The 8,615-nt window shown below is 65.3% G+C and carries 6 protein-coding genes and 1 other annotated feature; of the genes, 2 read left to right on the forward strand and 4 right to left on the reverse strand.

Annotated features, from left to right (window positions below):
• Genes AC1DIN_RS28735 through AC1DIN_RS28745 form a run of 3 tightly spaced genes read right to left on the reverse strand, consistent with a single transcriptional unit; the run spans position 1 to position 4,427 of the window.
• The gene (locus AC1DIN_RS28735) at positions 1–1,581 is read right to left on the reverse strand and encodes an ABC transporter substrate-binding protein (RefSeq protein WP_476812217.1); all 1,581 of its coding nucleotides are present in this window, start codon (positions 1,579–1,581) and stop codon (positions 1–3) included.
• Between the two features lie 42 nt (positions 1,582–1,623).
• The gene (locus tag AC1DIN_RS28740; RefSeq protein WP_476812218.1) at positions 1,624–3,093 is read right to left on the reverse strand and encodes a M81 family metallopeptidase; all 1,470 of its coding nucleotides are present in this window, start codon (positions 3,091–3,093) and stop codon (positions 1,624–1,626) included.
• Positions 3,094–3,101: 8 nt separating this feature from the next.
• A complete protein-coding gene (locus AC1DIN_RS28745) occupies positions 3,102–4,427 on the reverse strand; it encodes an aspartate aminotransferase family protein (protein WP_476812219.1) in 1,326 nt (441 codons plus the stop codon).
• A gap of 239 nt (positions 4,428–4,666) precedes the next feature.
• Here AC1DIN_RS28745 and AC1DIN_RS28750 point away from each other — a divergent pair, with 239 nt between their 5' ends.
• Positions 4,667–5,557, forward strand: a complete 891-nt coding sequence (locus AC1DIN_RS28750) for a MurR/RpiR family transcriptional regulator (RefSeq protein ID WP_038362122.1) — start codon at positions 4,667–4,669, stop codon at positions 5,555–5,557.
• A gap of 261 nt (positions 5,558–5,818) precedes the next feature.
• On the forward strand, positions 5,819–6,445 hold the full coding sequence (locus AC1DIN_RS28755; protein ID WP_476812220.1) for a tyrosine-type recombinase/integrase: 627 nt from the start codon (positions 5,819–5,821) through the stop codon (positions 6,443–6,445).
• A 150-nt stretch (positions 6,446–6,595) separates the two neighbouring features.
• Here AC1DIN_RS28755 and AC1DIN_RS28760 read toward each other — a convergent pair whose 3' ends face one another.
• Positions 6,596–8,074, reverse strand: a complete 1,479-nt coding sequence (locus AC1DIN_RS28760) for a SulP family inorganic anion transporter (RefSeq protein WP_441473883.1) — start codon at positions 8,072–8,074, stop codon at positions 6,596–6,598.
• A gap of 73 nt (positions 8,075–8,147) precedes the next feature.
• Positions 8,148–8,203 (reverse strand) — a sequence feature (sul1 is cis-regulatory element that is thought to sense ions involved in sulfur or methionine metabolism; They are found in Alphaproteobacteria).
• Positions 8,204–8,615 lie beyond the last annotated feature (412 nt).

Here is an 8,615-nt window from a genome sequence, read left to right on the forward strand (position 1 = left end):
TTACTTGCTCACGCCCCAGAACAGGGTGAGCGGGCCGGGCTGGAGGTTCTTCAGCTTGGCGCTCCAGGCGGCGACGGACTGGAACTCGCCGGCATTGAAGTAGAAGCCCTCGTCATAGGCGATCTGCTGAATCTCCCGGGCGATTGTCTTCTGCTCGTCGAGCGTCGGCGCGGTGAGGAAGGCAGCGCGCAGTTCCTCGACGCGGGCGCTTTTCGGCCAGCCCGACCACGCCGTCTCCGCGCCCGAGCCGTCGAGCAGGGCGTGCACGGTCGGGTTCCAGATGCCGGATACGCCCCAATAGGTGAACAGCATATTCCAGCCGCCTTGCGCCACGGGTTGCGTGCTGTTCTTGCGCGACTGCAGCGTCGCCCAATCCATCGCGGCGACATCGACCTTGAAGCCGGCCTCGCGCAGGCGCTCCGCCGCAACGATCGGCTGGGTCGAGAGGATGGTCAGGTCCGTCGGCTGCATCATCAGCACCGGCGTGCCGTCATAGCCGGAGGCCTTCAGCAGGTCCTTCGCCTTGGCCATGCGCTCCTTGGCGCTGCCCATCAGATATTCGGAGCCGGCATCCGAGGCGAGCGGCACGTCGCAGCCATAGACCGAGGCGCAGAGCTTGTAATACTGGCTGTCGCCGATCGCGGTCTGCATCAGCTGCTCTTGGTCGAGCGCATACATCGCCGCTTGGCGGACCTTGGGAATGTCGAAGGGCGGCAGGCGATGGTTGAAGCGGCCGGTGACCTGGCTGCCGAGCGCGTTGATGGCGCCCGTCTTGATCTCGTCATTGGCCTTGAGCAGCGGCAGGAGATCGATCGTCACCTGCTCGATCAGGTCGACATCGCCGGATTGCAGCGCATTGATCGAAGTCTGCATGTCCGGCATCGCTTTCCACACGACCTTGTCGACATTGACGGTCTTGCCGCCGGCGGTCCAGCTCATCGGCTCGGAGCGCGGCTTGTAGTCGGTGTTCTTGACATAGACGGCCTGATCGCCGGGACGATACTGGGCCGCGACGAACTTGAACGGGCCGGAGCCGATCATCTCCGTCACCTGCTGGCCGGCAGGCGTCTCGGCGAGGCGCTTGGGCATCATGAAAGGCGGCACCGGCGAGGGCTTCGCCAGAAGTTCCAGCACCTGGCCGAAAGGCTTCGCCAGCTTGATGACGAGCACCTTGTCGGAGGTCGCCTCGATCGAGGCGACCGAGCCCATCATCGTGCGCCCGGCCCCGTCATTGGCGGCCCAGCGCTTCAGCGAGGCGACGCAATCGGCGGCGGTCACCGGCGTGCCGTCATGCCATTTCAAGCCGTCGCGCAAGGTGAAGGTATAGGTCAGCTTGTCGGCCGAGACGGCATAGTCGGCCATCTGCGGCTGCGGGTTGTACTTGGCATCCATGCCGAGCAGCGTGTCGAACACCATGAAGCCGTGCGTGCGCACGATCTGGGCGGTGCTCAGGATCGGATCGAGCGAGCGGGGCGGCGCCTGCATGACGACGTTGAGCGTCGTCTCGGCAAAAGCCGGCAATGCCTGAAGGGAGCCGGCGAGCAGCGCCGCAGCCCCGAAAGTCCTGAACCGAAACGTCATTGTTATCCCCTCGTTTTTGGTTGCTTGGATTGGCGCGTGTCGTCAGGCGGGAGCGTCGCTCCACGGATAGGCCTTGGCCGTGTCGAGATGCCGGTACGGGATCAGCCTGATATCGGCGGGGCCGAGATCGGGCGTGTCGACCACCAGGATGCGGTCGGCCAGCGGCACGTAGAAATCGCGGAAATGCGTCTTCGAGCGCAGCAGGATCACGTCGTAATCCTCTGGTCGCTCGCCGAAGATGAAGAACGGGTCGCCATCGACCGCGAAGGCGAAATGCGAGACCACGGAGACGCGGATCGCGCCGATCTGGAGCAGCGCCGTCAGCCCGAGATCGACGAAGGAGCCGCGCTGGTAGCGACCCGACACGGTGTAGGATTTCGACCCCGACCAGAGGACGCGTGCCACCACCTCGATCGGCCCACCAGTCTCCGGCGCGGTCTTGCCGGCGAGCACGACCGGGATCTCGGCGCCCTCGCCCGCTTCATGCGCCTGCGCGGCCGTTTCCGGATCGAGCAGGAGGGGCACATTGATCCGCCCGACATCGCGGCCGAGCAGCGCCCGCAGCAGATGGGTCGAGTCGTTCATCCGGTCGGCATGTTCGAGCAGCACGATCGGCCGGCCCTTCGCGGGTTTCCGTTCGATATCGACCAGAGCGTCCTCGACGCTCAGGATCGGGATGGCGTTGGCGATGGCGTTGCGCGCCGCGCGCAACTGGCCTGAGAAGGCCTGCGCCTTGGCCTCTGCCGCTTCCTGCCCCGCCCAATCCAGGCAGATCACCGACATGCCGGTATTGGCGCTGTCGGCATAGGAGAAGCCGGCCATGATCGAGATGTCGCAGTCACCGGCCTGCTCGGCGGCGCGCGCCGCGGCGATGATCGAGGCCAGCGGCTCCAGCGCCGTCGCCGACATGATCGAGGGAATGACGATATCCGGCCGCGCCACCGCGAGGCCGGGCCGGCGCCCCTCGCGCAGGAACCGGATCAAAGCGCGCGCTGCCCGCTCGCCGGTCTCGCCCATGTCGATATGCGGGGAATGACGATAGGCGGCGGTGATATCGGCCCCGCGCAGCGTCGCGCGATCGATATTGCCGTGATAGTCGAGCACGACCGCGATCGGCAGCGCCGGAAAGGCCGCGCGCACCGCGTCGATGACATGCCGCTCGACATCGGGATAGCCCGCCGCCCAGCAGGCGCCGTGCAGGAACAGGATGACGCCGTCGAGCCGTCCGCTCTTGCCGAGGCCTTCGACGATCTCGCGGGTGTAATGTGCGACCGCCTCGTCCGAGGCCGGCCCGAGCGCGCCGAGCAACGTGTGGAACAGCGGCACGAATTCCGCGCCTTCGGCCTCGCAGATCTTCAGGCAGCCGCCGGGTACAGTGTTGGTACCGCGGAACCGTTCCGTCAGTTCAGCCCCGCGCACGCAGACGCGCTCGAACTCCGCCAGCTCCACGATCTGCGGAACGGCCGTGACCGATTCGAGATTGAAGCCGGCGAAGGCGATGCGGGACGCCATGGCAGCGGTCAGACCCTGACCGCCGCGTCGATCGCGCCGCCGATCCGCTCGACGATCAGATCGATTTCCTCGGGCGTGATGATATAGGGCGGCGCCAGCAGGACATGGTCGCCGATCCGCCCGTCGATGGTGCCGCCCATCGGGTAGCACAGCAGGCCGCGCGCCATCGCTTCCTTCTTGATCCGGGCATGTATCTTCAGCGCCGGATCGAAGGGCGCCTTCGTCTCCTTGTCGGCGACGATCTCTATGCCGCGGAACAGGCCGCGCCCGCGGATGTCGCCAACATGGGGATGCTGGCCGAGCCGCGCATCGAGGCCGGCCTGCAGGCGCTCGCCCATCAGCCGGACGTTTTCCATCATATCCGGCTGCGAGATCAGCTCGACGACCTTGAGCGCCGCCGCCGCCGCCATCGGATGGCAGATATAGGTATGGCCGTGCTGGAACAGGCCGGAGCCCTCGGCGAAGGCGCGGTAAATCTTCTCCGAGAGCAGCACGGCGCCGATCGGCTGGTAGCCGCCGCCGAGCCCCTTGGCGATGGTGACGAGGTCAGGCGAAATGCCCTCCTGCTCGCAGGCGAACAGCGTGCCGGTGCGGCCCATGCCGCACATCACCTCGTCGAGGATCAGCAGGACGCCGTATTTGTCGCAGATGCGGCGGATGCGGGCGAAATAATCCGCGACCGGACCGACGGCGCCAAGCGTCGCACCGACCACCGGCTCGGCAATGAAGGCGATGACCTCCTCGGCGCCGAGTTCGAGGATCTTGGCCTCAAGCTCGTCCGCGAGCCGGGCGGCATAGGCCTCCGGCGTCTCGCCGTCCATCTGGTCGCGATAGGCGTAGCAGGGCGAGACATGGTGGGTCTCAGGCAGGATCGGCTGGAACTGCGCCCGCCGCCAGGCATTGCCGCCGGCCGCCAACGCCCCCAGCGTATTGCCATGATAGCTCTGCCGGCGCGCGATAAAATGGCGGCGCTGCGGCTGGCCGATCTCGACGAAATACTGCCGTGCCATCTTCATCGCGGCCTCGACGGCCTCCGAGCCGCCGGAGACGAGATAGACGTAATCGAGCCCTTCCGGCGCCAGTTCGACCAGACGCTCGGCCAGTTCCTCGGCGACATCGGTGGTGAAGAACGAGGTATGCGCGTAGGCGATGCGGTCCATCTGCGCGCGCATCGCGGCCATGACCTCGGGATGGCCGTGGCCGAGGCAGGAGACGGCGGCGCCGCCCGAGCCGTCGATATAGCTGCGACCATCCGCGTCGGTGATCGTGACGCCCTGCCCCGCAACCGCTTGCGGCAGCCGGCCGCCGATCGAGCGATGGAGAATCCTGGTCATCTCAAGCTTCCCGGATTGGCGCGGCCAGGCCGCCGCGGCGCGCAGCCTCATGACACGCCTCATCGAGTTATGCAACATTTGTTTTATATGATATAAATCGGAAACGATTGACGCTAAAACTGTCGCGACGGAACAGTCCAGCGCAACGCCCTCAAAGGCTGAGGGAAAGCCGAGAAACCGTTTGAAATCCGACCGGCGCGCGGGAATGGTCGCGACGGGGCAAAGAGGGTGCGATTCAAATGTTGCAGGCGGATCCCTTGCGCGAGCGCATCGTCAGCCTCTTCGACGGCATGTCCCCGCAATTGCAGCAGGCGGCGCGCTACATCATCGAGCATCCGCAGGAGGTGGCGCTGGTCTCGATGCGCGAGCTGGCGCGAAATGCCGGCGTGCAGCCCTCGACGATGACGCGGCTCGCGAAGTTCCTGGGCCTCGCCGGTTATGACGATATCCGCGCCCACCATGCCGAGGCGATCCGCTTCCGAGTCGACGGCTTCGCGGCGCGCGCGATGAAAACTGACGAGAGCGAGCAGGACATGGCCGCCGCGCAATTGTCACGGCGCATGCTGCAAGGGCTCGCCGCCCAGATCGCGCGCCTGTCGGAACCGGCCTCGCTGGAACGTCTCTCGGCGGCGGCCGACCGGCTGGCGCAGGCGCGCCGGATCTATGTGCTGGGCCTGCGTTCCTGCCATTCAGTCGCCTGGCATTTCCACTACGTGATGGCGCTGCTCGGGGAGAAGACGATCCATCTCGACGGGCCGGCTGACACGGTGGGCGACGGGTTGATCCGCGCCGGCGCCGAGGACGTGCTGCTCGCCATCTCGATCAATCCTTACGCGCGCCACAGCCTGGAGCTCGCCGAGCTCGCTCGCGAAAAGGGGCTAGGCATCATCGCGATCACCGACAGCGAGGTCTCGCCGCTGGTAGGCATCGCCGATCAGGCCATCCTCTGCTCCACCGAGAGCCAGAGCTTCTTCCACACGCTGGCGCCGGCGCTGGCGATCTCCGAGGTTCTCTGCGGATTGCTGGCCAACAAGGATCGCAATGCGGCGCTCGCCGCGCTCCATCGCGCCGACCGCCACCTGCTCTCGCTCAACACCTATGCGACCGCCATTCCTCGCAGAAAAATCTAATCTTTTGGGGCGAGCGCGCCGCTAAATCTTGAAACAATCTGGCAAGATCGGTTCGAGAGCTGGAAAGAGGAACTCTGCCACGAACCTTCTCAGGGCAGCGCGGCTCATCCTCAAGCCTTCATTGTTACCGATTGGTGATGTCCGCTTCCGGGCAAAGCGCCAACTTCCGCTATTGGCGCGCCTCGGTGGAAGGCGTCGCAAAGTCTCATGGAAGTTTGATAGAATGATCCCGGATGCGGCATCCCAAAAGGGGGATCTGCCATGGATCTCCAAGCGCAGAATCAACTGCCCCATCAGGCGTGGAACCTCGGGCGGATCATCGGACCGAAGCCACCTCTGAAGCCGAGGCATATCTGGGCTATTCGGACCCGCCTACAGCACGACGGGCGTGTTCGTGATCTCGCCATGTTCAATCTCGCGATCGACAGCAAGCTGCGGGGGTGCGACCTCGTTCGCCTTCGTGTCGGCAATGTCGTGCTTGGGGGCACGGTCCGACTACGAACGGCGATCGTTCCGCAGAAGACCGGGGGGCCGGTCCCGTTTGAGCTAACCGACTCCACCCGCGAGGCGCTCTCCGCGTGGCTCAGAAGGAGAGATCCTTGCGAAGAGGGTTGGCTCTTCCCGAGTCGTAGCCGGCCCGGCGATCACATCACAACGCGGCAGTACGGCCGTCTTCTTGATGGTTGGGTGGCGCTGATTGGGCTTGATCCCGCGCTCTATGGAACTCACAGTCTCCGCCGGACGAAGGTCGCACTGATCTATAAGCGCACCGGCAACTTGCGCGCCTGTCAGCTCCTTCTCGGCCATACGAAGCTGGAAAGCACCGTGCGCTACCTCGGTATCGAGGTTGACGATGCGCTTCTCCTTTCGGAGCAAACTGACCTATAACACTTGGCACGGCGGGCATCCGCCGTGCCATTTTCACGATTCGGCCAACGGCCTCCCAGGGTCGAGAGCCGACTCAGGGTATGGTCCCAAGAGCGGGGCGCTGGCTACGGACGCAACACGACCGCGAGTGGTTGTTCCGACCTCGCGGTATCAGTTTTTAGAGAGCTGTGGTTGTTGCTTGTCGTGAACGGCGAAGCGCTCGACGATCGTCGCGGTGGCCCGGTTCATGCCCACGACCTCTACGGAAATACTGTTGGCCCGGTAGCGGCCGACGATCTTGTCGAGCGCGGCGACCGCAGTGACGTCCCAGAAATGTGCCTGCGAGACGTCGATGCGCACGCCGGCCTTGCCCGCCGCATCGAGGTCGAAAGCCTCGGTGAAGGCGTCAGCCGAGGCGAAAAAGACTTGGCCAGTGACGCGATAGGTCAGCAGGCCGGCCGCATCATCGCCCTCGGGTGCGACATGCATCAGCCGCGCGACCTTCACGGTGAAGAACACGCCGCTGAGCAGCACGCCGACGAGAACGCCGAGCGCGAGATTGTGGCTCGCCACCGTGACCGCCACCGTTGCCAGCATCACCGTACTCGACAGTCGCGGATGCGCGACGACCGCCCTGAGCGAGGACCAGTTGAAGGTGTCGACCGAGACCATCACCATAATCGCAACCAGCACGACGACCGGCACCTGCGAGACCCAAGGCTTCAGCGCGACCATCAGCACCAGCAGGAAGGCGCAGGAGAACAGCGTCGAGAGCCGGCCGCGCCCGCCGTATTTCACGTTACTAACGGTCTGGCCGATCATGCCGCAGCCGGCGATGCCGCCGAACAGGCTCGACGCCATGTTGGCGAGGCCGAGGCCGGTGCACTCACGGTCCCTGGAACTCGGCGTCTTTGTGAGGTCGTCGACCACCGTGGCGGTCATCAGCGATTCGAGCAGGCCGACCATGGCGATGGCGACAGCCGGGCCGGCGATGATCCGCAGCGTCTCCCAGCTGACCGGCACGGTCGGCCAGGCGAAGACTGGCAGCGCCTCGGGCAGGCGGCCGAGATCGGCCACCGTTTTCACCGGCAGGTGGAGCAGGCTTGCGGCGATCGTGAGCAGGCCGATGGCGATCAGCGGCGATGGGATGGCGGTGGTCAGCCGTGGCACGACGTAGATCAGCGCCAGCGCGACGGCGAAGAGCGCGTAGGTGTACCAGCCCTCGCCGAGGAGATGTGGCATCTGCGCAGCGAAGATCAGGATCGCCAGAGCGTTGACGAAGCCGGTGCGGACCGATTGCGAGACGAACCGCATCAGCACCCCGAGCCGAAGCAGCCCGAAGACGATCTGAAGCGCGCCGGCAAGCAGGCCGGCGGCTAAGAGATAAGACAGGCCGTGCGAGGCAACGAGCGGTGCCGCCACCAGCGCAACCGAGCCGGCAGCTGCCGAAACCATGGCCGGGCGCCCGCCAGCGAAGGCGATCACGATGCCGATAACGAAGGAGCCGTAGAGCCCGACCTGCGGGTCGACACCGGCGGCGAAGGAAAAGGCGATGACCTCAGGAATAAGAGCGAAAGTGGCGACGGCGCCCGCAAGAAGCTCGCGCGGCGGATTGGTCAGCCATTCGCGCCGAAGGGTGGTCATTAGCATGGTGATCTCGCAAGGCAACGCCATCGGCCCACCCGGCGGTGCGACCTCACAATTGACGTTTGACAGCCTGTTGCGTTGTCCGGCGGATCGGCGGCCGGAAGAGCCACCCGGATTTACACCGGGTCCGAGTTTGTGGGGGGACGTTATAGCCACCTGGTTGCGCGGCACAACGGGGGATCCGCCGATACCTGCTGGGCTGCCTGGCAACAGACCTACGATGCGTCCGGCTTGGGTCGATTTCGGTCGCCTCGTGCCGCGCAGCAAGGTCTGCTTTCCGGCAGCGAGCCAATGTCAGCAAATGGCGCGACCCAGTGGTTGACCTTGGCGCTGGTCGTGCTGAAAGCACTGCAAACCGCKGCGCTGACCGTCGGCCCCAAGTTCACCTGGCGGCRGCGGGTTTCGCGTGGGGTTACGGACCCTTGCGGAACGCTTCGAATACCAGTGCACGGAGCCAGCGATGGCCGGCATCGGCATCCATCCGCGGGTGCCAGATCTGTGACACGACGAGCTCGGGCATCTGGATCGGCAAATCGAAGAGAGC

The organism is Allobosea sp. 05T438 (assembly GCF_056396025.1).